This window comes from Pseudomonas sp. NFX5 (assembly GCF_049132125.1).
Lineage (GTDB): Bacteria > Pseudomonadota > Gammaproteobacteria > Pseudomonadales > Pseudomonadaceae > Aquipseudomonas > Aquipseudomonas marginalis.
The window spans coordinates 24,473-50,759 of sequence record NZ_JAFMZG010000027.1; the positions used below are offsets into that span (position 1 = coordinate 24,473).

A 26,287-nucleotide genomic window follows, 5' to 3' on the forward strand; every position below is an offset into this window, starting at 1 on the left:
ACGTCAGCGCTTGCGCATCAGGCCGATGAAGAACAGGCCGCCGATCGCCGCCGTGGCCACGCCGATCGGCAGGTCTTCGGGGGCGATCAAGGTGCGCGCCGCCACATCGACCCAGACCAGGAACAGGCTGCCCAGCAATGCACACACCGGCAGCAAGCGACGATGCTCGGCGCCCACCAGGCGCCGGGCGATGTGCGGCACCATCAGCCCGACAAAGCCGATGGAGCCGCTGATGGACACCAGCACGCCGGTCATCAACGAGGCGACCAGGAACACCTTCAGCCGTACATTGCGGGCGTTCAGGCCAAGGGTCACGGCGGTCTGTTCGCCGGCCATCAGCGCGTTCAACGGGCGGGCCATGCCCACCAGCACCAGCAGCCCGAGCACTACGCTGGCGCCCGGAATCGCCAGCAGTTCCCAGCGTGCCAGGCCGAGGCCGCCGAGCATCCAGAACATCACCGCCGAGGCGGCGCGATGGTCGCCCATGAACAGCAGCAGATTGGCCGCCGCCATCATCACGAACGACACTGCCACACCGCACAGCAACAGGCGATCACTCTCCAGCCGGCCATTGCGACTGGCTACCGCGAGCACCACGATCATGCTCGACAGGGCGCCGATAAAGGCGGCGATGGGCAAGGTCAGCAGGCCGATGATCTCGCCTACATGCAGCACCACGATCACCGCGCCCAGGGTCGCGCCGGAAGTGACACCCAGCAGGTGCGGATCGGCCAGCGGATTACGCGTGACCGCCTGCAACACCGCACCGATCAACGCCAGCCCGGCCCCCACCAACGCCCCCAGCAGCATGCGCGGCACGCGGATCAGCCAGACGATAGGTGCCTGCCCGGCCGCCCAACTCACTTCGCCGATGCCGAAGACCTTGTACAGCAGGATGCGCCACACCACGTCCGCCGGTACCCGCGCCGGGCCGAAGCCCAGGGATATCACGCAGGACACCAGCAGCAATGCGCCCAGGGCGGCAAGCAGCAGGGGGTAACGACGGGTGATCATTCGCCGTGGAACCCCTTGGCCAGGGTTTCCACCGCCAGCACGTTATCGATGCCCGGCGTGGCTTGTACATACGGGATCACGATAAAGCGCTGGTTCCTGATCGCGTCCACCCCTTGCAGCGCCGGGTTGTTGAGCAGGAACTGCTGTTTTTGATCGGCGGTGACTTCGCTGTAGTCGACGATCACGATCACCTGTGGATTGCGCTCGACCACGGTCTCCCAGTTGATGCGGGTCCAACTGGCGTCGACGTCATCGAGGATGTTGCGCCCGCCGGCCGCATCAATCAGCGCCTGGGGCATACCGAGGCGGCCGGAGGTCATGGCGCGGTCTTCACCGCTGTCGTAGAGGAACACGCGCGGCTTATCGGCGGGCAGGTCTGTCTGCACCTCGGCGACCTGTGCCTGCATCTGCGCGATCAAGGCATTGGCGCGGTCCTGCACGTCGAAGATCCTGCCCAGGTTGCGCAGGTCGTTATAGGTGTCGTCCAGGGTCGCGGCCGGGCGCTTCATCACGAAGGCACACGACTCGGTCAGCTCGTACACGTTGATCCCCAGCGGCTGCAGGGTGTTCGGCGTCAGGTCGCCGCCCACGCGCATGCCGTAGTCCCAGCCGGCAAAGAAGAAATCCACATTGGCATTGAGCAGGGTTTCCACTGACGGGTACTTGCTCGCCAGTTCCGGCAGGCCATCGAGAGTCCGGGCCATATCCGGGGTGACCGACTTCCAGCCGGTGATGCCGCTATAGCCGGCCATCCGCGGTTTGAGGCCCAGGGCGAGCATCATCTGGGTCATGTTGATGTCATGGCTCACCGCATGCTTCGGCGCCTCCCGGAAGGTCACGTCGCGGTTGCAGCTTTTGACGGTGACCGGGTAATGGGTGGCTTCAGCGAAGGCTGGTGAAGCACCGAACAGCAGGGCCACAAGGGCGAAGGCGCGCAGGATCATGGTTGGGTTATCCAGGTGATGCGGGGATGGTCGGCCAGGGGATGAGTGTCGATCAGCGCCTCGACGCCGAACACATCGCGCAGCAGTTCAGTGGTCAGCACCTGGTGAGGCGTGCCGCTGGCGACGATGCGCCCGTGGTCGATCACGTAGAGCCGATCACAAAAAGCGGCGGCCAGGTTGAGGTCGTGGATGCTGGCCAGGGTGCCGATACCCAGGCGCTTGACCAGCCTCAACAGCTCAAACTGGTAGCGTGGATCGAGGTGGTTGGTCGGTTCGTCGAGGATCAGTAATTGCGGTTGCTGGGCCAGGGCGCGGGCGAGGATGACGCGCTGTTTTTCACCGCCCGAGAGGGTGGCGAAGGCATGCGCTTCAAAGCCCTGCATGCCCACCGATACCAGCGCCTGTTGCACCAGCTGCCGATCCTCCAGGGTGTCGCTGTCGAACAGGCCCTTGTGGGGCGTGCGGCCCATGGCGACCACTTCATCGACTCGCAGGCCAAAGGCATCCGGGAACTCCTGCAACACCACGGCGATACGTTGCGCACACCACTTGGCGCCTTGCTTCCACAGGTTCCGGTGGGCGAGCAATACGTCGCCGCGCTCCGGCTGGGTGAACCGATAGGCGCAGCGCAACAGGCTGGTCTTGCCGCTGCCATTGGGGCCGATCAGCCCGACGAACTCCCCCGCAGCGACGTGAAGGCCTGCGTCACGCAGTTGGAACGGGTGTTGGCTGTGGTTCGCCGGGGCCCAGTTGATGCGGGTGAGGGTGAGTGAAGTCATCAAGTCTCTCAAGGCCTGCAGGGATCCAACGGTGTTTGGGTCAGTTAGAAGGTGTAGTCCGCCGTGACGAAGAACGAGCGCGGTTCACCGAGGATCCATTGCTGGCCGTCGTTGTACTGGCTGACCGCGTAGGTGCGGTCGAACAGGTTGTTCAGTTGCAGGCCCAGGGTGGTGTTGCGCATCGCCTTCCACGACAGCGTGGCATCGACCACGGTGTAGCTCGGCAGCTCGTTCTGGTTGGCCATGTCGGCATACCGTGCATCGACATAGCGCACCCCGGCACCGGCGCGGATGTCGTCGCTCAGGGCCTTGCTCAGCCACAGGTTGGCGGTGCGGCGTGGCACGTCCACCGGGCGATTGCCGTCGCGGGACACTTGTACGCCGTCGACAGCCTGTTTGAAGTCGTCGTACTGCGCCCGCACGACGGCTGCGTTGGCTTGCAGCGCCCAGGCGTGCGGCAGTTGCAGGTCGAGGCTGGCTTCCAGGCCGCTGGAGGATTGCTGGCCGACTTGCTGCTTGAGGTCCGGGTTGCCGGGGACGTCGGTGAGCAGTTTCTTCTTGACGATATGGTAGGCCGCCACTGTCCATTCGCCGCGTTGATCCCAGAAGGCCTGCTTGAGGCCGATCTCGGTTTGCCTGGCGGTGGAGAGGTCGAACTGCTGCTGGCCAGGGCTCAGGGAAATCAGGCCGCCGACCCCGTCGGTGCTGGTGGCGTACTGGCCGTAGACCGAGGTGTCGGGGGTGATTGCGTAGACCAGGCCGGCCTTCCAGTTATTACCGGTGAGGGTCTTGTCGCTTTGGCTGGCGTCACGCAAATCATCGCGCTCGACGTGGGCATAGTCGCGGCGGATGCCGGTGACCAGCGCCAGTTGGTCGGTGAGTTGCAGGCGGTTTTCGGCGAAACCGGCGACCGTTTTGGTGGTGGTGGCGAACAGCGGTTTGAACGGGTTCTGGCTGTCGAACCGAGCGGGCGCCGGATCGTTGATATCCACCGGCTGGCCGCCGGGCAGTACGTCGTTGAACGGTGAGTTGCTGGCCAGGCGGAAACGGATGCGGTTGTATTCCACGCCCGTCACGGTCTGGCTGTCGAGGCCGAACAGGCTGTGCTTGAAGGTGAAGGTCTGGCGATCGCCGACCTGTTCCTGGTTGTGCTTGATGCCGAAGTTGCCGCTGCGGGTCAGTTGCCCGTTGGTGACGTTGTAGTTCTCGGCGTTCTGCCAGCGGCGCTGGTTCTTCAGGTAGAACAGTTCATTGGTGGCGCTGACGTTGTCAGTGATCTGCCACTCGCTGGTCAGGCGCGTCCACTGGTCGTTGTAGTGCTGGGTGTCGTTGCTGACGTTGTAGTTCTTGTCGCGCAGGCCCTTGTGCAACTGGCCATTGATCAGCGGCGTGCCGAAGTAGTTCTGCGGGCGCTGGTCGCCGTAGTCGCTGGCCAGGGTGAAGCTCAGGTTGTCCGCCGCCTGCCAGCGCAGGGCGCCGCTGACGAAGTCGCTGCTGGAGTCGCCATGGTCGATAAAGCCGTGGCTGCGCAGGCGGTTGAGGTTCAGGCGATAGCTCAGGGTGTCGGTCAGCGAGCCGCCGCTGTCCAGGGCTTGTTGCTGGCGATCGTAGGCGCCGTAGCCGAGGCGGAGGTGGTTTTCGATCTCGCCTTCGAAGGGTTTTTTCGGCACGGTATTGATCACCGCACCGGTGGCGCCTTCGCCGTACAGCACCGAGGCCGGGCCGCGCAAAACGTCTACGCGTTCCACCGCCCAGGTGTCCACCGGGAAGGTCGAGGTGCCCATGCCCATGTACATGCGGGTGCCGTCGTACAGTTGCATCACCGAGCCCTGGCCGGTAAAGCCACGGGCCGCCAGCGAGGTGCCGCCATCGCCCGGTGTGCCGGTGCGGCTGATGCCGGTGGCACGGGAAATGGCGTCCTGCACGCTGGCGTCGCCACGTGCGCGGATCTGCGTGCCGGTCTGGCTTTCGACACTGCCCGGGGTTTGCAGCGCGCTGAGATTCAGGCGCGAGCCTGCGGTGGTCGGTGTGTTCAGGTCGACGTGTTGGTCATCCACGGCCGCTGCGGTCACCGGGCTGGCGGGCAGGGTCAGGGCCTGGGCGCTGTCATGCAGGGCGAGCAGGCACAGGCCGGACACTAGGTACTTGTTCATTGGGCGGAAAATCGCTTCTTCGAGGCGGTGCTCGCCGCTGGGCGCGGCGAGCTGAGGTATGCAGTAAGTGTTATAAGTTAACACTTCCTGCGTCTTTGGCGAAAGCCCGCGTAAGACTACCTAACGCCTCTATGTAGGGCATCTCGCCTACTTCATAGCGAACCTGAGGTGGATTCACGTTGGCTGAACAACCGTGAAAACACCAGGCGATCCAGCGCCCAGACCGCGATCAACGAGGCGCCCACCAGCGGGAACAGGAGCGCCAGCCCGAGCATGATCACCATCGCGGTTTTCCACTTCGGCAGGTCATGACGCAACGGCGGAACTCCCAGGCCGCCCTGGGGCCGACGCTTCCACCAGATCACCACGCCACTCACCGCGCTGAGCAGGATCATCAGGCAGATCAGCAGCACGATCAGCTGGTTCACCCAGCCGAACATCTTGCCCTCGTGCAGCATCACGCCGGTCTCGGTGGCCCGCGCCACGGTGTTGTAGTGCGCCCAGCGCACATCGGCGAGGACTTTGCCGGTGTACTGGTCCACATGCAGGGTGGCGTCGTTGCGCGGGTCGTCGGCGAACACCGCGACGGTGAACACGCCTTCGGCGGTGGTGGGAAAAGTGATGCTGTAGCCGGGCTCGACCTTGCGTGCCGTGGCCAGGTCCACCACCTGTTGCAGGCGCACCGTGGGCGCGGCGGGAGCAGCGTGCATGGCGCCGTGGTTCATGTGTTCGGCATGGTCGCCGGACATCGGCATCGGCGTGTTTTCCATGGCCCAGGGCACGGTCTGTTGCGTTGCGGTATTGAGCACCCGCGCCTGCTGATCGGACTGCGGCACGTTGTTCCACATCGCCGCCGGGAAGGTGTTCCAGAGGTCTGCGTATTGCTTGCCCCAGAAGCCGGTCCAGGTCATGCCGCTGAGCAGCATCACCAGCAGAAACGCCGCGCCCCAGAAGCCGGCGACGGCATGCAGGTCACGCCAGAACACGCGGCCACGGCTCGTGAAACGCGGCCATAACACCCCGGCCGACGTTTTGCCGCGCGGCCACCACAGGTACAGGCCGGACACCACCAGCATCACGCCCCAACCGGCGGCGAGCTCCACCAGTCGATCGCCGACGGTGCCGATCATCAGCTCGCCGTGCAGGGCGCGGGCGATGGCTTGCAGGTTGTTTTTCGCATCCTGCTCACCGAGTACGGTGCCACGATAGGGGTCGACGAACACTGTCACTTCGCGCCCGCCGTCGTGCATCACGAACTGCGCGCTGCTGGTGGCGTCGGCGGGTGGCAGGTACTTGCTGATCTTGCCCTGGGGAAAGGCCGCCTGGGCGCGTTGCAACTGTTCGTCGGCGCTCAAGGCGTGCTCGGCGCTTTGCACCTTGAGCAGGTCGCTGTACATCAGCGGATCGAGCTGGGGTTTGAACAGGTAGATGATGCCGGTCAGGGCCAGCAGCACCATGAAAGGGGCGACGAAGAGGCCGGCGTAGAAGTGCCAGCGCCAGGCCAGGTTGTAGAAGGAAACTTTTTGAGTGGTCATCAGGGATGCTCCGCAAAGCTTGAATTTTTTGTCGTTGGTCAGACTGCTATCGGGGGCAAGCCCCCTCCCACATGTGGAATGCATTCCAACTGTGGGAGGGGGCTTGCCCGCGATGCTTTTAGAAGCTCATGTCAACCTTGGTCCACAGGGTGCGCCCCGGCTCCTTGATGGCCTGCGGGTCGTTGGCCGGGTAGCCGAACCCGGCGTTGCCGGCCAGGTTCAGGTGCTCGGCGTAGGCTTTGCCGAACAGGTTGTCGACGCCGGTGCTGACCTTGAAATTCTTGTTGATGCGATAGGCGCCATTGACCGAGAACACGCCAAAACCGCCGCTCTTGTCGTAGTCCTTGCCGACCACATTGCCCTTGTTCTGGTCGATGCGGTTCTGCGCCGCCACTACCCGCCACAACGCGCCGGCACTCCAGTCGTCTTCGCTGTAGGTCAGGCCGAAGCGTGCATCCAACGGTGGCATTTGCGGCAGGGCCTTGCCGTCGCTGCTGTTCTTGCCCCAGGCGTAGGCGAGGGTGGCATCGGCTTTCCAGTTCTGCGTCAGTTTGTAGGCCGCGCCGAGTTCACCTCCCATGATGCGCGCGTCCACATTGCGCGCCTGGGAGGTGGTGCCCATCATCCCCGCCCGGTAGTCGAACAGGATGAAGTCACGCACCTGGCCGACGTAGCCCGAGGCCCAGGCTTCGAGGTTGTCGGCTTTGTACTGCGCGCCGACGTCGAGCTGGGTGGTTTTCTCCGGCTTCACGCCGTCGAAGGCGTTGACCGAGCCGACTGCGCCGGTGTTGGGCGAGAACAGCTCCCAGTAATCCGGGAAGCGCTCCGAGTGGCCCAGGCCGGCATAGAGGGTGGTCGGGCTGTCGGCCAGGTCGTGCTCATAACGCATAAAACCCGAGGGCAACGTATCGGCGCGGGTGTCGTCGGCGGTCGGGTTGGCGCGTGCACTCATCCCGGAGCCGGTGGTTTGCCGGAAATCCTTGGCCGAGGTGCGGTCCAGGCGCGCGCCGGTGATCAGGCGGTCACGGTCGGCGGCGTACCACGTCAGTTCGCCGAACACGCCGTAGTTGTGGAAGTTGGCGTCCTTGACCTTGGGCAAATCCTTGTAGGTGTCGATGCCCATGCTGCTGCGTTGGCGGTGTTCGTTGGTCTGCGCATCCAGGCCGCTGATCAGTTGTACATCGGCCCAGCGCCAGGTGGCCTTGATGCGCGCGCCGAGGGTGCGGCGGTCGACGTTGGAGGCCATGGGCCCGGCCATCATCCCGGTGCCTGAGGGTGTGCGCAGGCTGTAGTTGTCCATCACGTGGTCGGCGTAGTTGTAGTAGACCTGGGCTTCGACCTTATCCAGCACTTCGCCGATATTCGATTTTTCGAAGCGCAGGCCCAGGCTTTCGCGCAGGAACTGCGAACCGTCCATGCCGCGCCCGGCGTAACGCGCTTCGCCGTCGCCACGGCCGGCGGTGAGCTCCAGCAGGGTGTCGGCATCCGGGGTGAAGCCGACGGCGACGTCGCCATTCCATTTGTCGTAGCGCGAGGCGACGGTATCGTTGTTGCCGTCCTTGTAGTCATCGGCATGGGCCTGGTTGCCGATCACCCGCACATAGCCCAGCGGCCCACCGGCGGCGGCATCGATGACCTTGTCGAAGCGCCCGTTGGAGCCGGCCAGCACACTCGCGTTGAGCCGCGTGCCGAGTTCACCGAAGTGTTCCGGTTCGCGCTCGAACAGGATGGTGCCGGCTGAAGCACCGGGGCCCCAGAGTACGGTCTGCGGGCCTTTGATCACGGTGAGCTTGTCGTAGGTTTCCGGCGAAATGTAGGAGGTCGGCGCATCCATCCTGCCGGGGCAGGCGCCGAGCATCATGCTGCCGTTGGTGAGGATGTTCAGGCGCGAGCCGAACATGCCGCGCAGCACCGGGTCGCCATTGGTGCCGCCGTTGCGTACCAGGGCGAAGCCGGGGATGGTCTTGAGGTAGTCGCCGCCGTCGCTGGCGGGCACCGGTTGGCGTGGGTCTTTGGGGTTGGTGACCACGGTCAGCGGCGAGCTGGGCGCAATGGCGGTGATCACCGTGGGCGTCAGCTCATGCTCGGCGTGTTCATCGGCCTGGGCGTGGGGAACGAGCAGGGCGCCGCATAGGGCAGCGAGCACAGAGGTGCTTCCCAAACGGGAGTCAGCAGTAAACCTGGACATGACAAATTCCATCAATCAATCGTAAACAACACGGCCAGCAGCCTGCGGCTGTCTGTCTAAAGTCGGCCGGGGTGAAGTAACGGTGGCAGGGGCTTACGAGGCGATGGGCGGGGCGCGGCTGCGGGCGCCGGGGAAGATGCTCTGCCGGGCATGGCCCAGGCGCGGTGCGGGGGTAAGGGCATTGGCCGGCGGCGGGGTACCGATGGCCGTGAATGACACGCTGCCGGGCAGGGCCGGGCAACTGTAGAGCAAGTCGCAATAGCCGCACTTGGACCAGAGCGCGTGGTGTTCGTCAGGGGCTTTCTTGTGATGGGCGTCGCCGTGGTCGCCGGGCATGTCCATGGACATGTTCATCGACATACCGGCGTGATGATCCATCGGCATCGCTTGGGAAATCAGCGGACCGATAAAGATCATCAGCATGGCGAACAGGCTGATCCAACTGCCGCGCTTCACGCGGCGGTGTGGGGATAGCCTGGCGCGAGGGGCGCCCATCTGGAGTCAGTCTATTGAGGGTGCTTGTGCGCGTGGCCGGCCATCGGCGGTACTTTCTGTACCGACACTTCCACCTCGACCTTGCCGGCTTTTTCAAAGGTCAGGGTCAGCGGGAATTGCTTGCCATCGGCCAGCAGGCTGCGGTCCTTGAGGCCCAGCAACATGACGTGATACGCCATGGGCGCGAAGGTCAAGTCACCCTTGGCCGGTACGGCAACGCTGGGGACTTGCTGCATCTTCATCAAGTCGCCCTGCATCACATGCTCATGCAGCTCGGCCTTGTCGGCCACTGGTGTGTCGACACTGAGCAGGCGGTCCGGGGTAGCGCCGGTGTTATGAATCACGAAATACGCGGCGACGGTGGGCGCGTTGGGCGGCAATTCCTGGGACCAGGGATCGCTGACCAGCAGGTTGCCGGCCTTGTAGTCTTCGGCATTGGCAGCACTGAACACCGGCAGCAGCAACGCAGCCAGAAGCAGGGAAGATTTAAGCATGGCAGTTCTCCAGAACGGTTCTAAACGCAGTTCACTTGCGAAGAAGATCAGGTCGTCGGAGAGGCGCGGGGGTTAAGGCTCGGCCATTGCTGGCGCGGGGTGGGGGTTTGCAATGGGGTGTGTGGTTGACGCTGTACCGTCTCGAATCGCGTGAGATACAACTGCGGCACATGCCCCGGCAACGCCACCAACGGCGCCGAGCCCGAGCAACACCAGCAATGCTGCATGGTGGAATGATCGTCCGGCTGCGGCGCCGGAATCTCCAGCTTGCCCAGGGCAATGGTCTTCAGGCTGGCGCCATTGGACGAACAGAAACTGCCCCACAGCAATTGCTGCACGGGGTCCTTGGATTGTTGCGTCGCGCTGGCCATTGGCATGGCAAAGGCGTTGAACAGCACTGCAAGGCAGGCGATCCAGGCAATTGCAAAGCGTTGACGGGCCATGGCGGACAATCCGTAGGGTTAAACGATCAGGCGGGTATTTAGCCTGATCGGGGGGGATAAGTAAAAAGTGGTGGTGTGGTTTGGTGTCGCAGTGCTGGGTTTGAGGATAGACGGGGAATCGAGAGGATGCCGATCTTCAAGTCAACGCCCCTCCCACATTTTGGATTGTGTGTGGCTATTGCTTCGCGTTGAGCCTGCGAGTCGCGCGGGCAATGTCGGCTCGCGCCACCTTGATCAATGAGCCATCGCCTGGGTCTTCTTCGATACAGGCTTCAAGGAAAGCATCCATCTCTTCTTGTGTGTGGAGATGGTCAGCAGCGTCGAAAACTGTGAACGTCGTCTTTCTGTCAGATAGGTATTGGGCTTTTTCCAGCCATTGGTTTAATCGAGCTGCGACTTCGGGTTCATCCAATTTTAGTTCGTCGGCCTCAAGGCTTAGCGCGTGCGCGAACTCTGGGTTCGCGATTATGTGCTCGATAATTGTGCTTTCAGCAGGTCGAGTCAGGTGCTGCGTACGGGGTTTGTTAGTCATGTGAACCTCATGTTTACGCCGTAGGACAAAGCGTCGAGGATCATCGCCAAGGGTATGCGGTTCTAGGTAGTCAGCGGGTTCCGTTACGCATGTAGGTAAATTCTCCTTGATCCGCCGCGCAGCCCGAATATGAGGTCGTTCCACAGAAACTTCCGACAACTCTTTGAGGTTGCCGGTAGGAAACTCAATCTCTAGTCTTCGTACACCGCTGCAAATGCCGCGGACGGGCGTCGCGGCCCGACTTCCTAAGAGCAAAAGCGCTATCGTCTGCTTTCAGTTGATGCTTTTTTATCGTCTACTGTGCGGCGCTATGGCGGCTGTGCGCGGGATACCTTTGGGTATGCCGGGTTGCCTCGGGACCGGTCCGCGAACCTGCGTACAGCTGCCACCCTATCGCGTCGCGGCGAATCAGTGGCAGCTCCACATTCCTGAGGAGCTTCACAATGATCAAACCCACCCCCAATCCCCCCGTCCGGCTGTTCACCGTGGCCGATGGCATCAGCACCGAAGACCTGTTGGTCAACCTCAGCGAAACACTTGCCTCGGCCAACGCGCTGAGTTGCGACCTTGCCTTTAACCTGGAAGGCGCACCACGCGAGGAATTACTGGGCGTTGCGCAGTTGATCGAGCTGGCACAATTGCTCGCTGACAGGGTGCACGAAGGAGCAGGGCAGGCAACCGCCGCGAGTAGTTAACAAGTTCGATGAGCGATCGTTCCTGCGCATATGTGTGGGAATGATCGTGTGGCAGGTCTTAGACCTCCCAGCTGGCTTCCCGTATATGATTGAAGTTGACGACATCTACGCAGTGCTGATGAGCAAACCCAGCGACTCTGAGATCGTCAGTCAAAACCAGATAGTTATCTTTTGCTGCGGCAACAATGCCAACGTCGGTAAGGCCGTAGGGTGAAAGCTCATAATCGCGACTTATATCCAAGGCTGGATGATGGACCTCGATTATTGTTGATAGTGAGTTTTTTAACGTTGCATAAAAATCGCGCAGCTTGTTTCCATGAAGTCCATTTGTCAGGTTGCTGACTTCAGCGAGAATGTGAGGGGTTGAAACAAGTTTTTCGAACTGGTCAATCACTTTGAGCAAAAGTTGATAGTCTGCATCGCTGTAGCCGCGTGTTCTCTTGAACTCCACGATGCTGGACGTTCCTCCTATCAGTGCCAGAAGCAGCAAGTTAGTATCAACGATGATTCCTTTTCTTCGGTATTGCTTGATGTAGGCTTCGATCATACTTCGCGAATCTTCATGGAGCGGAACTCGCCAGTCTCCGAGTCGATGATGAATGTTTTGTATTTTCTTGCATGCATTTGTCCGGCTAAAGATGCGCCTAGCCTTTCATAGTTATTAGGGTTGGGGACATTGAAGCCCAGTGTTATTGCCCAGGTTTTATTGTCTGGGTCTAACTCTACTTCCTCAAGCATCAGGTCTTGTAGTGCTGTTTCTTGCCCGAGAAAGTCGTTTGCGACCGCCTTGGCGAGTTGTACGGCTTCTTTAACTTCTATCATGTCAGCTCCTGAATACCGTTGGGCCTGGCTTGAACTGTTCCTGGAGTTTAGCACTTCGTGTTGTGGGTTCATCGCCGTCCCTTGAGGTAACAAAAAGATTGGATAGAGGGTGGCGGATGATCCTGATCTATCGAATGAAATCTGCCAACGAATCGATTGTTTCTGCGGGCGACAAAAGCTCCCGATCCACCGCCGCCAACACCGGCCGCTTCAACACCAACACCGGCACCCCCCGTTCCCGCGCCACTTCCAATTTCGGCTCGGTGGCGGTGCTGCCACTGTTCTTGCTGATCAGCACATCGATCCCACGCCGTTCAAACAACGCGCGTTCATCTTCGATCAGAAACGGTCCGCGCGCGCCGATCACTTCACAGCGATCATTCCCCGGATACACATCCAGCGCGCGCAACGTCCAGAACTGCTCGGCGGGGATTTCGTCGAGATGCTGCAATGGCTCGCGGCCCAAGGTGAACAGCGGACGCTTGAAGGGTTTCAAGGCGTCGATCAACTCAGCCCAGTCACTGACCTCCCGCCAGTCATCGCCGACCTGCGGCTGCCACGCCGGGCGACGCAATGCCCAACACGGCACACCGCTCAACCGTGCAGCCTCGGCGGCATTGCGGCTGATCTGCGCCGCATACGGATGGGTCGCGTCGAGGATCAGGCTGATCTGTTCATCGCGAACAAACTGCGCCAAGCCTTCGGCGCCGCCATAACCGCCGACACGCACTTGGCAGGTGAGATCGGTCGGCACACGCCCCACACCCGCCAGGCTGTAGATATGCGCCGGCCCCAAGGTGCGCGCGATATCCAGTGCTTCGGTCACACCGCCCAGCAGCAGGATGCGTTTCATCGCGGCTTGACCACGTCCAGCAGGGTGATTGGAAGCGCCTGGCGCCACGTATCGAACTCACCCAGTGGCTGGGCCTGAGCGACGTGGATGCGCGTCAGTTCGCCGCCATGCGCCGCGCGCCAGTTCATCAAGGTCATTTCGCTTTGCAGGGTGACGGCATTGGCCACCAACCGACCCCCGGGGCGCAGGTGTTGCCAGCAGGTGTCGAGCACGCCGTCGCGGGTGACGCCGCCGCCGATGAAGATGGCGTCGGGAGCTGTAAGGCCGTGCAACGCTTCCGGGGCTTTGCCACGAATCAACTGCAAACCGGGCACGCCGAGGGCGTCGCGATTGTGTTCAATAAGGCCCTGTCGGCCTTCGTCTGCTTCAATTGCCAATGCTCGGCAGCTCGGATGGGCGCGCATCCATTCGATACCGATGGAGCCGCTGCCCGCACCCACGTCCCACAGCAGTTCGCCGGGCATCGGGGCGAGGCGGGCGAGGGTCATGGCGCGCACATCGCGTTTGGTCAGTTGGCCGTCGTGCTGGAAGGCGGAATCGGGCAAGCCAGCGAGGCGCGACAGACGTGGTGTGTCGCTGGAGGCCACGCAGTCGATGGCGACCAGGTTCAAATCGGCGACACAGGCGTGCTGCCAATCCTCAGCCAAACCGTCGATGCGCCGCTCATTTGCGCTGCCCAGGTGTTCAAATACTGTCAATCGGCTGGGCCCAAACCCGGATTCAGCCAACAACGCAGCAATCAACGCGGGACTGCCGCCGTCATTACTCAGTACCAATAAACGCACACCTGTGGCCAGATGCGCATTGATCGCCGCCACTGGCCGGGCCACTACGGACAGCGTCACCACCTCCTGCAACGGCCAGCCCAGCCGCGCCGCCGCCAACGACACCGACGACGGCGCCGGCAAAATCAGCAGTTCTTCAGCCGCCACCTGTCGCGCCAGGCTGGCCCCCACGCCATAAAACATCGGGTCACCACTGGCCAGCACGCACACAGGCTCGCCACGCCGCGCCAGTACCGGTTCCAGGGAGAACGGGCTCGGCCACACCTGGCGCTCACCGCGAATACACACCGGCAACAGGTCCAACTGGCGCTGACTACCTATAATCCGCGAAGCGCGCAACAGGGCATGCCGGGCATTCCTGCCCAGCCCCTTGAAGCCGTCTTCACCGATGCCTACAACCGTCAGCCAGGGCGACATATCAATTCCTTGAGCGACATCCGACGGGCAGGCTTTTCATGCCGCCGGACAAAGCAGGCATAATACCGCGCCTTTACCCGTCAACCGGTAGCCCCGTGAACCCAACGCCCGCTGTGAATACCTTGCGCCCCTCGGCTTGTCCGGGGTTGCTGCGTATCGTCCAGGCGCTGGATGGCGGCATCTGCCGGATCAAACTGGCCGGTGGCTCGATCAGCGCCGCCCAGGCCTGTGCCGTGGCAGACGCGGCCCAGGCCTATGCGGGCGGGGTGATCGAGGCGACCAACCGCGCCAACTTGCAGATACGTGGGATCGGTGCCGAGCAAGACGCCTTGATCGCCATGCTGCTGGCCGCCGATCTGGGCCCGAGTAACGCCGCTGGCGATGACGTGCGCAACCTGATGCTCAGCCCCAGCGCCGGTATCGACCCGCAGATGCTGTTCGACACCCGGCCGCTGGCCGAGCAGATCCTCGCCAGCCTGCAAAACCGTCCGCGTTTCCATGAGCTGTCGGCCAAGTTCGCCGTGCAACTGGACGGCGGCGAGGCCCTGGCGATGCTCGAGCATCATCATGATCTGTGGCTGTCGGCGTTCGTACGCAATGGCGAGACGCTCCTTGCGTTCGGCCTGGCGGGTTGTCCAGGGCAGGATGCGCCGTTGGCCGCCGTGCCGTTGGCACAGGGCCATGGGTTGGTGGTGGCGGTGCTGGAGGCGTTTCTTGACCTCGCCACCCCAGAACAAACCCGCATGCGCCACCTGGCTGTGGATAAGTTGCTGAGCCGCCTCAGCCTGCCGCTGCTGCCGGCCGATGGCTTCAAACGCCCGCCCAGCGGCGCTTTGCTGCACCTCGGGAGTTATCCACAGGCTCAAAGCAATCAATTCTACGTCGCGGCCATCGCACCCTTGGGGCGCCTGGATTCGACGATGCTCACAGGCGTGGCGCAGCTCGCCAGCGAATATGGCGACGGCACCGTGCGCTTCACCCCCTGGCAAGGTGTGTTACTGCCCAACGTCGAAAAACCTCACGCCGTGACCCAACGCCTGGCGCAACTGGGTTTCCTCTGCACCGTCGACCAACCCTTGGCCCGCGTGATCGCCTGCACCGGTTCCAGCGGCTGCGCCAAAGCCCTCGCCGACACCAAGGCCGACGCCGTGCACTTGGCCGCGCTGCATCCCGGCCATGACGTGCACCTGTCCGGCTGCTCGCGTTCCTGCGCCGCCGCACATATCGCGCCGGTCACCTTGCTGGCGGTGAGCCCCGGCCACTACGACCTGTATTTTCGCGATGCAGCCCACCCCGGTTTCGGCCGGCTGCACGCACGCACCCTTTCCATTGAAGCGGCGGGCGCCTTGCTGCGCGCTCACCCACGGAGCAACACCGATGATTGATTACATCCGCGACGGTCAGGAGATCTATCGCAACTCCTTCGCCATTATTCGCGCGGAAGCCAAGTTGGAGCGTATCCCGGCCGACCTGGAGAAACTCGCGGTGCGGGTGATCCATGCCTGCGGCATGGTCGAGGCCATTGATGGCCTGCAGTTCTCCACCGGTGCGGGCAAGGCCGGGCGCGATGCGCTGGCCGCTGGTGCGCCGATTCTGTGTGATGCGCGGATGGTCTCCGAAGGCGTGACCCGTGCGCGCCTGCCGGCCAACAACCCGGTGATCTGCACCCTGCGCGACGACAGCGTGCCGGAGTTGGCGCGGGAGCTGGGCAATACCCGTTCCGCTGCGGCCCTGGAGCTGTGGCGTCCGCACCTGGAAGGCAGCGTGGTGGTGATCGGCAATGCGCCGACGGCGTTGTTCTACCTGCTGGAAATGCTCGACGCGGGTGCACCAAAACCGGCGTTGATCCTCGGCTTCCCGGTCGGCTTTGTCGGCGCGGCCGAATCCAAGGCGATGCTGGCAGCGGACAGCCGCGGCGTACCGTTCGTGATCATGCAGGGCCGCCTGGGCGGCAGTGCCATGGCCGCCGCGGCGGTGAATGCGCTCGCCACGGAGGTCGAATAATGCCGGCACGCGGACGTTTGATCGGCCTGGGCGTCGGCCCCGGCGACCCGGAACTGATTACCCTCAAGGCCCTGCGCCTGCTGCGCGAATCGCCGGTGGTGGCGTATTTCGTGGCCAAGGGCAAGAAGGGTAACGCCTTCGGCATCATCGAAGACCACCTGGTGCCACAGCAAACCCTGATGCCGCTGGTGTACCCGGTGACCACCGAAGCGCTGCCGGCGCCGTTGTCCTATGAACAAGTGATCAGCGACTTCTACGACACCGCCAGTGTCGAGGTGGCCGTGCACCTGGACGCCGGTCGCGACGTGGCGGTGATCTGTGAAGGCGACCCGTTCTTCTACGGCTCCTATATGTATTTGCATGACCGCTTGGCCGAGCGCTACGAAGCCGAGGTTATCCCCGGTGTGTGCTCGATGCTTGGCGGCGCCTCGGTGCTGGGCGCGCCGTTGGTGTATCGCAACCAGAGCCTGTCGGTGCTGTCGGGCGTATTGCCCCACGAAGACCTCAAGCGCCGCCTGGCGGATGCCGACGCGGCGGTGATCATGAAGCTGGGGCGCAACTTCCCCAAGGTGCGCCAGGTACTCGAAGAACTCGGCCTGGCCGAGCGCGCACTGTATGTGGAGCGCGCGACCATGGCCAACCAGAAAATCGTGGCGCTGGACCAGGTGGAGCCGATGTCTTCGCCGTACTTCTCGCTGATCATCGTGCCGGGTGAACGGTGGCAAGGTTGATGACCCCGGCGATTGTCATTCTGGGCCAGGGCAGCCTGGCCACCGCGCGCAGGATCCAGCAGGTTTACCCTGGGGCACTGATCCACGGCCTGGCCGGGCGGGTTGAGGGGGCGGACCAGCCTTACGGCGAATTCGGCGCGACCCTGCGTCAGCTCTACCAGCAGGGCACGCCGCTGATCGCCCTGTGTGCGGCCGGCATCGTGATCCGCACCCTGGCGCCGCTGCTGCTGGAGAAAGGCGAAGAACCCGCCGTGCTGGCCGTGGCGGAAGATGGCAGCGCCGTGGTGCCGTTGCTCGGTGGTCTTGGCGGTGTGAACGTCATGGCGCGGGACATCGCGGCAGCACTGGGTGTCGCTGCGGCGATCACCACCAGTGGCGAGCTGCGTTTCGGCACCTGCCTGCTCAACCCGCCTGCGGGTTATGAGCTGGCAGACCTGGAACTGGGCAAGCGCTTCGTGTCCGACCTGCTGGCGGGCGAAAGCGTGCGCATCGAAGGTGCGGCACCGTGGTTGGACCAGGCGAATTTGCCTCAGGACCAACAGGCGCATCTAGCCATTCACGTGGGCAGTGCCGAGCGTGTGCCTGCCGCCAACGAGTTGCTGATCTATCCAAAGACGGTGTGCGTGACCTGCAAGCCGGGTGCGCAGTTGGCCGAGCGTGTGCGCGCGGCCTTGCACGAGGCGGGTATTGCCGTGCAATCCCTGGCGTGCCTGTTGGCCAGCGATACGCAGATGGCTGACCCGTCGTTGCACGAAGCCGCGTCGGCGTTGGGCGTGCCGCTGCGCTTTGGCGGCGTTACCCAGGCTGCCGATATTGTCATCGAGGTGGCTGACCAACCGCTGGAGCTGGCCCAGGTCGGCCGCTGCCGCGGCCGCCTTGCCGTGATCGGCCTGGGCCCTGGCGCCGCCGAGCTGATGGTGCCGGCGGTCAAGGCCGAGCTGGCGCGCTGCACCGATGTGCTGGGCTATGAAACCTACGTGCGCATGGCCGGGCCGTTCCGTGACGATCAGGTACAGCATTGCACCGATAACCGCGAAGAGATGCAGCGCGCCCGCCACGCCTTCGAGCTGGCCGCCCAGGGGCGTTCGGTGGTGGTGGTGTCGTCCGGCGACCCGGGCGTCTTCGCCATGGCGGCGGCGGTGATCGAGGCGTTGCACGAGTCCGGCGATCCGGCGTGGCATCAGGTCGACCTGGAAATCCTGCCGGGGGTTTCGGCCTCCCTGGCCACTGCCGCCCAGGCCGGCGCGCCGTTGGGCCACGACTTTTGTGTGATGTCGCTGTCGGACAACCTCAAGCCCTGGTCGATCATCGAAAAGCGCCTGGACCTCGCGTCCCAGGCCGACCTGGCCCTGGCGTTCTACAACCCGATCTCGCGTTCGCGGCCTTGGCAGCTGGGGCGCGCCCTGGAAATCGTCGCGCAACACCGCAGGCCTGAGACCCCGGTGGTGCTGGGTCGCGATATCGGTCGCCCCGGCCAGACCCTGCGCGTCACCACCCTCGGGCAACTCACGCCAGACCAGGTGGATATGCGCACCATGGTGCTGGTCGGCTCATCCACTACCTGCACATTCCCTCGCGCCGGTGGCGGTGAATGGGTGTACACACCGCGCTGGTACGGTGCAAAACCCGCCTCCTGAAAACGCCTGGATGGCTGCACGAAAGCTCCGAATGACAATGGGTGATCACCTGCTGTTGCTCGGGGCTTTTTCTTTTTTGAGTGACGAAAGCCGGAAGGCCACGAGGGGCGCCCTGTCATTGCTGGGCAGCGTTTTTTGCCGCGTTCCGGCAAGCGATGTTTGTGGCATGGAAGAGCCGCCGCTGACTGGACTAGTGTGGACACAAGCCCCGAGCCGGGGTGTTTGTGGAGAACTGAAATGGAGCGACATCACAGAAGGATCAACAACACAAAACGGCGCAAGTTGATTGCGCGCTACACATTGCCGAGGGCGCGAGGTGCGCAGCCCTCATTGCCGCTCGACACGGAGGACGACTGCAACGCGGCGGTGGTCAACAACAGCGTGATTTCGTTTGCCGAGGGGCTGTCCGGGTTGAACCGGGAATACATCCGCAAAAGCTATCTGCTGGCCAGCAGCTACGTCAGCGATGTATTGAAGATCCAGCGAGGTACCGAGGCCTGGTACGACGAATTTATCAAGGTGATGATCAGCCTGGGCTGGCTGCCGGTGCGCAGCAGTTTCAAGCGGGTCTCACAGTCGGGCAAGGGCCTGACCGTGCAATTGGCGGCGCTGAATATCATCGCCACGATACTGGCGGGGGCGTCGGTTTCGGGACCGCTGGTTACGGCGCTGCCGAAACTGGCAGCCGATGCGCTGGAGGCACTGAAGCAGCAACCGAGTTCTTTCGAACTGTTCAAGCGCAACAGTACGGTGCACCAGGGCGGTGATTTCGGCCTGGCATCCTGCGCCGAAACCGACGGCGAATTGATGATGGTGCTGGTGACGTACAGCACCCAAGGCGTGAACAAACAGGTGGGGCTGCCGTTTCTGGAGTGGGACAGTTCCTCGTTCGAGGCCTTCAGCGGGCAGACCTGCCTGGTGCTGAATACCTCGATGGTCAACGAAAAAACCATCCAGCTGATGCGCGAGAGCGCGGGCGACAAGGTGCAGTCGGCGATCGCCAAATACCGGATCTAAGGCACCAGGTAGCCGCGCACCCCGGTAAAGATGATTTGCGCGGCGAGGGCACACACGAACAATCCCATCAACCGACTGACAATCTGCAAGCCCTGGTCACCGAGAATCCGTTCGATACGGTTGGACAGGTACAGCACCACACCGACCGTGAGGCTGGCCAGGGCGATGCTGAGGATGGCCGTGATCTTGTCATCCCAGTGCGGTTGGCTGACGCCCATGACCAACAGCGCACCGATGGTGCCGGGGCCGACCGTGAGGGGAATGGTCAGCGGCACGATGGTCACGTCCTGCTGCACATTGTCGGTCTGCACGGCCGACTTGCCCTGGGCCATGCCCAGGGCGGAGATAAACAGCACACTGCCGGCGCCGATGCGAAAGGCATCCACGGTGATGCCGAACACGCTGAAGATCACCCGGCCGAACAGGTAGAGCAACACGCTGGACACCAGGGTCGCCAGCGCTACTTTCCAGGCCAGGCGCCGCCGCTCTTTACTCGAATAACCACGGGTCAGGCTGATAAAGCAGGACAGCACGAAGAACGGGCTGTAGAGCACCAGCATCTTCAGGTAAACGCTGAATAACACGTGGAGCATGGGGGGGGCTCGCGGGCGGGGAAAGTGTGGAGAGTCTATCAGGCGCCAGAGATCAAATGTGGGAGGGGGCTCGCCCTAATTCCAGTCAGTTACAGTGTTCGCTCTTGACTGAAGCAAGCCCCTACCCAGATTGGAATTGCATTTAAAGTCAGGACGGGGCGTGTTCAGGCCGTTGTTGACGCTGCGCCACCCAGAACTCCACCAACTCACGCAATTGTGATAACTCCACCGGCTTGGCCATGTGCCCGTCCATCCCCGCCTGGCGTGCGCGCTCTTTGTGCTCCGAGAGGATATGCGCCGTGAGCGCTACCACGGGGGTACGAATGCGCTGGTGGCTGACTTCCCACGCCCGCAGTTGCTGGGTGGCCGAGAAACCATCGAGAACCGGCATCTCACAGTCCATCAACACCAGGTCATAACGCTGGGCCTTCATCGCCTCGAGGGCTTCCTCACCGTTGCTGGCGGTATCCGGGTCGAGGTTGAGCTTGCCGAGCATGCCGCGAATCACTTTGGTGGAGATGCTGTTGTCTTCGGCCACCAGGATCCTGAAGTCGCTGGGCACGGTCACCGCCGCCGGGACGCTGAGGGGCGGACGGGGCTGCACGCCACCTTTGCTGCGTTGGGTCAACTCGTCGGCCAGGGTGGTCTTGAGGGTGTAACCGGCAACCGGCTTGGCGAGGATGCGCTTGATCCCGCAGTTACGCGCGATGATCTTGCTCGGCGCATTGCTGATGCCGGTGAGCATGATCAGCAGGATGTCGTGGTTCAGGCTCGGGTCTTCCTTGATCTTCGCCGCCAGTTGCATGCCGGTCATGCCGGGCATGTTCTGGTCCAGCAGCACCACATCGAAGTAATCGCGCAGGTGCGCCTTGGTCCGCAGCAACGCCAAGGCCTCTTTACCCGACGGCACGGCGCTGACATTCAGGCCCCAGGCCGAGCATTGCTGCACCAGCACTTTGCGGCACGTATCGTTGTCGTCCACCACCAGCACGCGCGCGCCTTTGAGCGGGCCGTCGAGGTCGGAGGTGGGGTGTTCCAGGCGTTCCGGGTCCAGCGGCAGCGTCAGCCATAGCGTGCTGCCCTGATGGCTGCCGCTCTTGATGCCGAACTCACCGTTCATCAACAGGATCAACTGGCGCGCGATCACCAGGCCCAGGTGGCCGCTCAAGCGGGTGGCCGAGAGGAAGTTCTTGCTGTGCAGCTCGCTGTGCAGCAGGGCCTCGCGTTCAGCGGCTTCCATTGGCAGGCCGCTGTCCTGCACGGCAATGCGCAGGCGCGGCTTGGTGCTGCGGTCGTCCAGGGCGACGACGATCAGCACTTCGCCTTCGTCGGTTTTGTGCAGGGCGTTTTCCAGCAGGCTCAGCAGCGCCTGGCGCAGGCGGGTCGGATCGCCGCTGATGACGCGGGGTACCTGGGGCTGGATGAAGCTGATCAACTCGACGTTCTGCTGCTCGGCCTTGGCGCGGAAGATGCTCAGGCAGTCTTCGATCAGCGCATTGAGGTCGAATTGCACGTCATCCAGCTCGATCTGCCCGGATTCGAGCTTGGAGATGTCGAGGATCTCGTTGATCAAGGTCAGCAGCTCGTTACCGGCGCTGTGGATGGTTTGTACGTAGTCGCGCTGCTTCACCGACAGTGGCGTGCCCAGCAGCAGTTCGGTCATGCCCAGCACGCCGTTCATGGGGGTGCGGATTTCGTGGCTGATCTTGGCCAGGAATTCGGCCTTGGCGGCGATCTCGGCATTGCTGGCGGCCAGGTCGCGGCTGAGGCTGAAGCGGGCCTCGACAATCGCACGCTGGCGCTCGCCCAGGGCCAGGCTCATCAACAGGCCGCTCAGGCAGATGAAGGCCAGCAATGTGACGATCAAACCCTGGGGCGACACCATCGTCAGCCCCAGCAACGCCGGGAGAATGATCAGCGTACCAATGTTGAACACCACCATGCCCGCCACGAACAAGCGCGCCGGGCGATAGCCTTTCTGCCAGTGATACGCCGAGACAAACAGCATGCTCAGGCCCGCCAGGGCCACCAGCGCGTAGGTGATGATGTTCAGCGGCAGGGTACTGACGAACAACAGCAGCAGGCCGCACAGCACGATAAACAGGATGTCGGCCATCAACAGCTTGTTCAGCGGGTGCGGACCCAGGGGCATGAAGAAGCGATAGGCAAACATCAGCCCGCAGGGCGCGGTCAGCAGCAGGGCCAGGTAGGCGCCCGGGGTCTGGACCGCGTGCCAGTTCGGCAGCCATGGGCCTACCAGGTTGAGCAGCAGCGCCAGGCTGAGCATCAGCAGCAGTTCGCAGGCCGCCAGCCACAGGCTGCTGCGCGAGCGGTGGTAAGCGAAGCGCGTGAGGTTGTGCAGGATCAGCATCAGCAGGCAGCCGAACAGCAGGCCGTAGATCAATGTCTGGGTCTGGTCGGCGGCGGCCAGCACGGCCGGTTCCAGGGTGATATAGGGGCGCAGTTCGTGCTCGGAAACCAGGCGCAGGTAGACGTCGAGGGTCTGTTGGCTCTGGGGCATCGGCAGCATGAAATCGTTGCTGGGCAGCGGGCGTTCCGCCTGGGGCTGGCGGTTACCGCTGCTTTGTTGCTCGATCAGGGTGTCGCCGTCCAGCACATAGAGGCTCAGGTGCGCCAGGTCCGGGGCGAATACCCGCAGCACCTGCTCGTGCTTGCCGGGTTGCAGCTTGAAACGTACCCACAACGCACCGTCCGGTTCCGCGGCGGTAATGCGGTCCAGTTCGATGGGGCTGAATTGATTGGTGTAGCGCGAGGAGCGGATGTCGCTCAGCTGCAGGTCGGCCTGTTCATCAAGCAATACTGCCCAGCCACTGCCTTGCGCGGCGGCCTGGGCCGGGAACAGGCAGAGCAGCGTCAGCAGACTGACAGTGAAACCTATGGCGATCCTGAGCCAGCGCACGGCGAAATCCCTTCGTAGGTTGATGCACGGTTAACTATGCGCGGGGAGGCCTGTATACGGCAAGGGCCAGAAGCCCTTGCCTAACCGAACGGATAGCTAGCGTTACAGGCTTTCGCCACGTTCACGGGCAATGGCGCGGTAGCCGATGTCCGTGCGGTAGAAGCAGCCTTTCCAGTCGATTTTTGCAGCCAGCTTGTACGCCTGTTGCTGTGCGGCGTCGACGCTGGCACCCATGGCGGTGGCGCACAGCACACGGCCTCCGGCGGTCACGACCTTGCCGTCCTTGAGCGCGGTGCCCGCATGGAACACCTTGCCTTCCAGGGTAGCAGCCGCGTCCAGGCCTTCAATCACATCGCCCTTGGCGTAGTCGGCCGGGTAACCACCGGCGGCCAGCACAATGCCGACGCTCGGACGTGGATCCCACTGCGCTTCAACCTTGTCCAGGGCCTGGGCCAGCGCGGCTTCCACCAGCAGCACCAGGCTCGATTGCAGGCGCAGCATCACCGGTTGGGTTTCCGGGTCGCCGAAGCGGCAGTTGAACTCGATGACTTTCGGGTTGCCGGCTTTGTCGATCATCAGGCCGGCGTAGAGGAAACCGGTGTACACATTGCCTTCATCGGCCATGCCACGCACGGTCGGCCAGATCACCAGGTCCATCACGCGCTGGTGCACCTCGGCGGTCACCACCGGGGCAGGGGAGTAGGCACCCATGCCGCCGGTGTTCGGGCCAGTGTCGGCGTCGCCGACGCGTTTGTGGTCCTGGCTGGTGGCCATCGGCAGCACGTTCTTGCCGTCGACCATCACGATAAAGCTGGCTTCTTCGCCGTCGAGGAATTCCTCGATGACGACGCGCGAACCCGCGTCACCAAAGGCGTTACCGGCGAGCATGTCACGCACGGCGTCTTCGGCTTCCTGCAGGGTCATGGCCACGATCACGCCTTTACCGGCGGCCAGGCCGTCGGCCTTGATCACGATCGGTGCACCTTTTTCACGCAGGTAGGCCAGGGCGGGCTCGATCTCGGTGAAGTTCTGGTAGTCGGCCGTCGGGATCTTGTGGCGCGCCAGGAAATCCTTGGTGAAGGCTTTCGAGCCTTCCAGCTGGGCGGCGCCAGCGGTTGGGCCGAAGCAATCCAGGCCGCGGCTGCGGAACAGGTCTACGACACCGGCAACCAATGGCACTTCCGGACCGACGATGGTCAGGGAGACGTTTTTCTCGGCGAAGTCGGCCAGTTGCTCAAGGGCCAGTACGTCGATGGCGACGTTTTCGCACTTGGCTTCGATGGCGGTACCGGCGTTGCCGGGGGCGACGAAGACTTTCTGGACCCGTGGGTCCTGGGCAACTTTCCAGGCCAGGGCGTGTTCACGGCCACCGCTGCCAATGATCAAAACATTCATTTCAAAAACCTCAAATTCTGTAGGCGCTGCACGAGCGCTTTAATGTGGAGCCGGACTCTTGTGGCGAGGGCGCTTGCTCCCGTTCGACAGCGCAGCTGGAGCCCGCTTTTGGGGGCGCTTCGCACCCCAGCGGGAGCAAGCTCCCTCGCCACAAAACCGGCTGCCACATTTCGCTCGAGTTGGATCAGTGACGGAAGTGGCGCATGCCGGTGAAGACCATGGCAATGCCGGCTTCATCGGCAGCGGCGATCACCTCGGCATCACGCATCGAGCCGCCCGGTTGGATCACGGCAGTCACGCCGGCTTTCGCGGCGTTGTCCAGGCCATCACGGAACGGGAAGAATGCATCGGACGCCATCACCGAGCCGGCCACCTGCAAACCGGCGTGCTCGGCCTTGATCGCGGCGATACGCGCCGAGTTCACGCGGCTCATCTGGCCAGCGCCGACACCGATGGTCTGGCGGTTCTTGGCGTAGACGATGGCGTTGGATTTAACGTACTTGGCCACTTTCCAGGCGAAGATCAGGTCGTTGATCTCTTGCTCGGTCGGGGCGCGCTTGGTCACTACCTTGAGGTCTGCGCTGCCGATCATGCCGATGTCGCGGCTCTGTACCAGCAGGCCGCCGTTGACGCGCTTGTAGTCCCAGGCAGCGGCACGTTCAGCCGACCACTCGCCGCAGGCCAGCAGGCGCACGTTGGCTTTGGCCGCCACGATGGCGCGGGCTTCTTCGCTCACGGAAGGGGCGATGATCACTTCGACGAACTGACGCTCGACGATGGCCTTGGCCGTCTCTGCATCCAGTTCACGGTTGAACGCGATGATGCCGCCGAACGCGGATTCGGTGTCGGTGGCGTAGGCCAGTTCGTACGCCTGGCGAATGCCACCTTCAGCGTCCGGGCTCACGGCCACGCCGCACGGGTTGGCGTGCTTGACGATCACGCAGGCCGGCTTGACGAAGCTCTTCACGCATTCCAGCGCGGCGTCGGTGTCGGCCACGTTGTTGTAGGACAGTTCTTTGCCTTGCAGTTGGGTCGCAGTGGCGATGCCCACTTCGGCAGGCTTGGCTTCCACGTAGAACGCCGCGCTCTGGTGCGGGTTCTCGCCGTAGCGCATTTCCTGGGCCTTGATGAACTGGCTGTTGAAGGTGCGAGGGAACTGGCTGCGGCCTTCTGTGCTCAGGGTTTCGGCGGCCTGGTTCACGGTGCCCATGTAGTTGGCGATCATGCCGTCATAGGCGGCGGTGTGTTCGAACGCCTTGAGCATCAGGTCGAACCGCTGGGCGTAGGTCAGGCCGCCGGCTTTCAGGCTTTCCAGCACGTGGGCGTAGTCGCTGGCGTTGACCACGATGGCCACGTCTTTGTGGTTCTTGGCCGCCGAGCGAACCATGGTCGGGCCGCCGATATCGATGTTTTCGATGGCGGTCGGCAGGTCGCAGCCCGGCTTGTTGATGGTGGCTTCGAACGGGTAGAGGTTGACGGCCACCAGGTCGATCGGCTTGATGCCGTGCTCGGTCATGATGGCGTCGTCGATGCCGCGACGGCCGAGGATGCCTCCGTGGATTTTCGGGTGCAGGGTCTTGACGCGACCGTCCATCATTTCTGCGAAACCGGTGTAGTCCGCCACTTCCACTGCGGCCACGCCGTTGTCCTGCAGCAGCTTGAAGGTCCCGCCCGTGGAGAGGATTTCCACGCCCAGGGCTTCCAGCTCCCGGGCAAATTCGAGGATCCCGGTCTTGTCGGAGACACTGATCAAGGCGCGGCGGATCGGCAGGCGGGTAGTCTGGTCGGTCATTTCAATTTCCATCAAAAGCAAAGGAGTCAGCAAAAAAGGCGACCGGTTT

Annotated in this window: 24 protein-coding genes; 6 read left to right on the plus strand and 18 right to left on the minus strand. The window is 63.0% G+C overall.

Features of this window, described 5'->3' with window-relative positions:
* Positions 1-3: 3 nt before the first annotated feature.
* From J1N02_RS16585 to J1N02_RS16630, 10 genes are all read right to left on the minus strand, one after another.
* Positions 4-1,014 (minus strand): FecCD family ABC transporter permease, encoded by a 1,011-nt coding sequence (locus J1N02_RS16585; RefSeq protein WP_421147494.1) that lies wholly within the window; start codon positions 1,012-1,014, stop codon positions 4-6.
* Entirely contained in the window at positions 1,011-1,958 is a 948-nt protein-coding gene (locus tag J1N02_RS16590; protein WP_421147495.1) for an ABC transporter substrate-binding protein, read from the minus strand. Before J1N02_RS16590 ends, J1N02_RS16585 begins: the two co-directional genes overlap by 4 nt.
* The gene (locus J1N02_RS16595) at positions 1,955-2,737 is read right to left on the minus strand and encodes an ABC transporter ATP-binding protein (protein WP_421147496.1); all 783 of its coding nucleotides are present in this window, start codon (positions 2,735-2,737) and stop codon (positions 1,955-1,957) included. The genes J1N02_RS16590 and J1N02_RS16595 overlap by 4 nt, the downstream gene beginning before the upstream one ends.
* 44 nt (positions 2,738-2,781) lie before the next feature.
* Positions 2,782-4,890, minus strand: a complete 2,109-nt coding sequence (locus tag J1N02_RS16600) for a TonB-dependent receptor (RefSeq protein WP_421147497.1) — start codon at positions 4,888-4,890, stop codon at positions 2,782-2,784.
* A 152-nt stretch (positions 4,891-5,042) separates the two neighbouring features.
* Entirely contained in the window at positions 5,043-6,425 is a 1,383-nt protein-coding gene (locus J1N02_RS16605; RefSeq protein ID WP_421147498.1) for a PepSY-associated TM helix domain-containing protein, read from the minus strand.
* Between the two features lie 118 nt (positions 6,426-6,543).
* Positions 6,544-8,613: a TonB-dependent copper receptor gene (locus tag J1N02_RS16610; RefSeq protein ID WP_027607739.1), complete on the minus strand. Its 2,070-nt coding sequence runs from the start codon at positions 8,611-8,613 to the stop codon at positions 6,544-6,546.
* Between the two features lie 93 nt (positions 8,614-8,706).
* Entirely contained in the window at positions 8,707-9,108 is a 402-nt protein-coding gene (locus tag J1N02_RS16615; protein WP_108573609.1) for a DUF2946 domain-containing protein, read from the minus strand.
* A gap of 11 nt (positions 9,109-9,119) precedes the next feature.
* Positions 9,120-9,602: a copper chaperone PCu(A)C gene (locus J1N02_RS16620; RefSeq protein WP_368963940.1), complete on the minus strand. Its 483-nt coding sequence runs from the start codon at positions 9,600-9,602 to the stop codon at positions 9,120-9,122.
* A gap of 47 nt (positions 9,603-9,649) precedes the next feature.
* Positions 9,650-10,045, minus strand: a complete 396-nt coding sequence (locus J1N02_RS16625) for a DUF2946 domain-containing protein (protein ID WP_421147499.1) — start codon at positions 10,043-10,045, stop codon at positions 9,650-9,652.
* Between the two features lie 175 nt (positions 10,046-10,220).
* Complete coding sequence (locus J1N02_RS16630; RefSeq protein WP_043293782.1) at positions 10,221-10,577, minus strand: DNA-binding protein; 357 nt, start codon at positions 10,575-10,577, stop codon at positions 10,221-10,223.
* Positions 10,578-11,020: 443 nt separating this feature from the next.
* On the opposite strand from J1N02_RS16630, the gene J1N02_RS16635 reads away from it, so the two are divergent.
* Positions 11,021-11,272, plus strand: a complete 252-nt coding sequence (locus J1N02_RS16635; RefSeq protein WP_027607743.1) for a DUF6124 family protein — start codon at positions 11,021-11,023, stop codon at positions 11,270-11,272.
* Between the two features lie 58 nt (positions 11,273-11,330).
* Here J1N02_RS16635 and J1N02_RS16640 read toward each other — a convergent pair whose 3' ends face one another.
* From J1N02_RS16640 to cbiE, 4 genes are all read right to left on the minus strand, one after another.
* The gene (locus J1N02_RS16640) at positions 11,331-11,819 is read right to left on the minus strand and encodes a PIN domain-containing protein (RefSeq protein ID WP_027607744.1); all 489 of its coding nucleotides are present in this window, start codon (positions 11,817-11,819) and stop codon (positions 11,331-11,333) included.
* Positions 11,816-12,094 (minus strand): hypothetical protein, encoded by a 279-nt coding sequence (locus J1N02_RS16645; protein WP_098480456.1) that lies wholly within the window; start codon positions 12,092-12,094, stop codon positions 11,816-11,818. Before J1N02_RS16645 ends, J1N02_RS16640 begins: the two co-directional genes overlap by 4 nt.
* A 127-nt stretch (positions 12,095-12,221) precedes the next feature.
* Complete coding sequence (locus J1N02_RS16650) at positions 12,222-12,947, minus strand: cobalt-precorrin-6A reductase (protein WP_421147500.1); 726 nt, start codon at positions 12,945-12,947, stop codon at positions 12,222-12,224.
* Positions 12,944-14,149 (minus strand): precorrin-6y C5,15-methyltransferase (decarboxylating) subunit CbiE, encoded by a 1,206-nt coding sequence (cbiE, locus tag J1N02_RS16655; RefSeq protein ID WP_421147501.1) that lies wholly within the window; start codon positions 14,147-14,149, stop codon positions 12,944-12,946. Before cbiE ends, J1N02_RS16650 begins: the two co-directional genes overlap by 4 nt.
* A gap of 38 nt (positions 14,150-14,187) precedes the next feature.
* Between cbiE and cobG the strand changes: the two genes are divergently transcribed.
* From cobG to J1N02_RS16680, 5 genes are all read left to right on the plus strand, one after another.
* Entirely contained in the window at positions 14,188-15,534 is a 1,347-nt protein-coding gene (cobG, locus tag J1N02_RS16660; RefSeq protein WP_368963948.1) for a precorrin-3B synthase, read from the plus strand.
* Positions 15,527-16,153 carry a precorrin-8X methylmutase gene (locus J1N02_RS16665; protein ID WP_027607749.1) on the plus strand — a complete coding sequence of 209 codons (627 nt, stop codon included), beginning with the start codon at positions 15,527-15,529 and terminating at the stop codon, positions 16,151-16,153. The genes cobG and J1N02_RS16665 overlap by 8 nt, the downstream gene beginning before the upstream one ends.
* On the plus strand, positions 16,153-16,884 hold the full coding sequence (locus J1N02_RS16670; protein ID WP_027607750.1) for a precorrin-2 C(20)-methyltransferase: 732 nt from the start codon (positions 16,153-16,155) through the stop codon (positions 16,882-16,884). The genes J1N02_RS16665 and J1N02_RS16670 overlap by 1 nt, the downstream gene beginning before the upstream one ends.
* Positions 16,884-18,521 (plus strand): precorrin-3B C(17)-methyltransferase, encoded by a 1,638-nt coding sequence (gene cobJ / locus J1N02_RS16675; RefSeq protein WP_098480451.1) that lies wholly within the window; start codon positions 16,884-16,886, stop codon positions 18,519-18,521. The genes J1N02_RS16670 and cobJ overlap by 1 nt, the downstream gene beginning before the upstream one ends.
* Before the next feature lie 237 nt (positions 18,522-18,758).
* Positions 18,759-19,538, plus strand: a complete 780-nt coding sequence (locus J1N02_RS16680; RefSeq protein ID WP_027607752.1) for a hypothetical protein — start codon at positions 18,759-18,761, stop codon at positions 19,536-19,538.
* Here J1N02_RS16680 and J1N02_RS16685 read toward each other — a convergent pair.
* The 4 genes from J1N02_RS16685 to purH all read right to left on the minus strand — a co-directional run bounded on the left by J1N02_RS16685 (position 19,535) and on the right by purH (position 26,238).
* Positions 19,535-20,131, minus strand: a complete 597-nt coding sequence (locus J1N02_RS16685) for a MarC family protein (protein ID WP_003217330.1) — start codon at positions 20,129-20,131, stop codon at positions 19,535-19,537. The two genes, J1N02_RS16680 and J1N02_RS16685, sit on opposite strands and share 4 nt — an antisense overlap.
* A gap of 148 nt (positions 20,132-20,279) precedes the next feature.
* Positions 20,280-23,051: a hybrid sensor histidine kinase/response regulator gene (locus tag J1N02_RS16690; protein WP_027607753.1), complete on the minus strand. Its 2,772-nt coding sequence runs from the start codon at positions 23,049-23,051 to the stop codon at positions 20,280-20,282.
* Positions 23,052-23,153: 102 nt separating this feature from the next.
* Complete coding sequence (gene purD, locus J1N02_RS16695) at positions 23,154-24,446, minus strand: phosphoribosylamine--glycine ligase (RefSeq protein ID WP_027607754.1); 1,293 nt, start codon at positions 24,444-24,446, stop codon at positions 23,154-23,156.
* Positions 24,447-24,630: 184 nt separating this feature from the next.
* Positions 24,631-26,238 carry a bifunctional phosphoribosylaminoimidazolecarboxamide formyltransferase/IMP cyclohydrolase gene (gene purH / locus J1N02_RS16700; RefSeq protein WP_141605421.1) on the minus strand — a complete coding sequence of 536 codons (1,608 nt, stop codon included), beginning with the start codon at positions 26,236-26,238 and terminating at the stop codon, positions 24,631-24,633.
* Positions 26,239-26,287: the final 49 nt, after the last annotated feature.

Coding starts and splice junctions, on each gene's coding strand:
- J1N02_RS16640 (WP_027607744.1), bottom strand. CDS start 11,819: ATGATCGAAGCCTACATCAAGCAATACCGAAGAAAAGGAATCATCGTT.
- J1N02_RS16685 (WP_003217330.1), bottom strand. CDS start 20,131: ATGCTCCACGTGTTATTCAGCGTTTACCTGAAGATGCTGGTGCTCTAC.
- J1N02_RS16625 (WP_421147499.1), bottom strand. CDS start 10,045: ATGGCCCGTCAACGCTTTGCAATTGCCTGGATCGCCTGCCTTGCAGTG.
- J1N02_RS16590 (WP_421147495.1), bottom strand. CDS start 1,958: ATGATCCTGCGCGCCTTCGCCCTTGTGGCCCTGCTGTTCGGTGCTTCA.
- cobG (WP_368963948.1), top strand. CDS start 14,188: ATGCCGCCGGACAAAGCAGGCATAATACCGCGCCTTTACCCGTCAACC.
- J1N02_RS16585 (WP_421147494.1), bottom strand. CDS start 1,014: ATGATCACCCGTCGTTACCCCCTGCTGCTTGCCGCCCTGGGCGCATTG.
- J1N02_RS16600 (WP_421147497.1), bottom strand. CDS start 4,890: ATGAACAAGTACCTAGTGTCCGGCCTGTGCCTGCTCGCCCTGCATGAC.
- J1N02_RS16620 (WP_368963940.1), bottom strand. CDS start 9,602: ATGCTTAAATCTTCCCTGCTTCTGGCTGCGTTGCTGCTGCCGGTGTTC.
- J1N02_RS16650 (WP_421147500.1), bottom strand. CDS start 12,947: ATGAAACGCATCCTGCTGCTGGGCGGTGTGACCGAAGCACTGGATATC.
- J1N02_RS16615 (WP_108573609.1), bottom strand. CDS start 9,108: ATGGGCGCCCCTCGCGCCAGGCTATCCCCACACCGCCGCGTGAAGCGC.
- J1N02_RS16665 (WP_027607749.1), top strand. CDS start 15,527: ATGATTGATTACATCCGCGACGGTCAGGAGATCTATCGCAACTCCTTC.
- J1N02_RS16680 (WP_027607752.1), top strand. CDS start 18,759: ATGGAGCGACATCACAGAAGGATCAACAACACAAAACGGCGCAAGTTG.
- cobJ (WP_098480451.1), top strand. CDS start 16,884: ATGACCCCGGCGATTGTCATTCTGGGCCAGGGCAGCCTGGCCACCGCG.
- J1N02_RS16610 (WP_027607739.1), bottom strand. CDS start 8,613: ATGTCCAGGTTTACTGCTGACTCCCGTTTGGGAAGCACCTCTGTGCTC.
- purD (WP_027607754.1), bottom strand. CDS start 24,446: ATGAATGTTTTGATCATTGGCAGCGGTGGCCGTGAACACGCCCTGGCC.
- J1N02_RS16670 (WP_027607750.1), top strand. CDS start 16,153: ATGCCGGCACGCGGACGTTTGATCGGCCTGGGCGTCGGCCCCGGCGAC.
- J1N02_RS16630 (WP_043293782.1), bottom strand. CDS start 10,577: ATGACTAACAAACCCCGTACGCAGCACCTGACTCGACCTGCTGAAAGC.
- J1N02_RS16635 (WP_027607743.1), top strand. CDS start 11,021: ATGATCAAACCCACCCCCAATCCCCCCGTCCGGCTGTTCACCGTGGCC.
- J1N02_RS16595 (WP_421147496.1), bottom strand. CDS start 2,737: ATGACTTCACTCACCCTCACCCGCATCAACTGGGCCCCGGCGAACCAC.
- purH (WP_141605421.1), bottom strand. CDS start 26,238: ATGACCGACCAGACTACCCGCCTGCCGATCCGCCGCGCCTTGATCAGT.
- J1N02_RS16605 (WP_421147498.1), bottom strand. CDS start 6,425: ATGACCACTCAAAAAGTTTCCTTCTACAACCTGGCCTGGCGCTGGCAC.
- cbiE (WP_421147501.1), bottom strand. CDS start 14,149: ATGTCGCCCTGGCTGACGGTTGTAGGCATCGGTGAAGACGGCTTCAAG.
- J1N02_RS16645 (WP_098480456.1), bottom strand. CDS start 12,094: ATGATAGAAGTTAAAGAAGCCGTACAACTCGCCAAGGCGGTCGCAAAC.